The 674-nt window shown below is 64.2% G+C and carries 1 protein-coding gene; it reads right to left on the bottom strand.

Annotated features, from left to right (window positions below; translation table 11 throughout):
- Positions 1-192 precede the first annotated feature (192 nt).
- On the bottom strand, positions 193-674 hold a 482-nt coding region (locus JCM25156_RS19415), incomplete at its 5' end, for a M20/M25/M40 family metallo-hydrolase (RefSeq protein WP_025814464.1).

The following is a 674-nucleotide window of genomic DNA, read 5'->3' as shown; positions in this document are numbered from 1 at the left end:
CTGCCGCGCCCCGGCGCCATGGCCATGGCGGCGCCCAGGCCAAGGAGAGCGCCGATCCGCCCGATCTGCCGCCGTGAATACCCCCGTGCCGTCAGGTCGTTCCGTGATTCGGTGGATAGTGCGGTGCTCATACGCTTCTCTCCTTGAAACCTGCCAGCCGCCGGGCCGGGGATCTGTTATTGACGGGTGGGGTCAGGCGCGATCGAACCTGGTATCGGCCCGCAGGACGGCATGCAGCAGAACATTCGCGCCCGCCGTGATGTCGTCCGGTTCCGCGCTTTCCGCCTCGTTATGGCTGATCCCGCCCAGACAGGGGACGAAAATCATTGCCGTGGGAAGGATGCGGGCGACATAGGCCGCATCATGTCCCGCACCCGAAACAATATCGCGCATGGAATATCCCAGCCCCTGCGCGCTTTCACGCACGCAGTCCACGCAGGCGGGATCGAAATGCACGGCGGCGGAATTCCATGTCGGCGCGATTTCGGCCGTGACACCGCACTGTGCGGCAATGTCCGTGATCCGGGTGCGGAAATCCGCCTCCATGGCTTCAAGCACATGATCGGACGGGTTGCGCAGATCAACCGTAAACGTGACTTCACCCGGGATCACATTGCTGCTGCCGGGGCGGCAGTCCACCACGCCAACCGTTCCCAGCCCGTCGTCCATGATCC

The sequence above is a fragment of the Komagataeibacter kakiaceti JCM 25156 genome, assembly GCF_000613305.1.
Note: the sequence above shows the minus strand (reverse complement) of the source record. Positions and strands in the feature narration are given on the sequence as shown.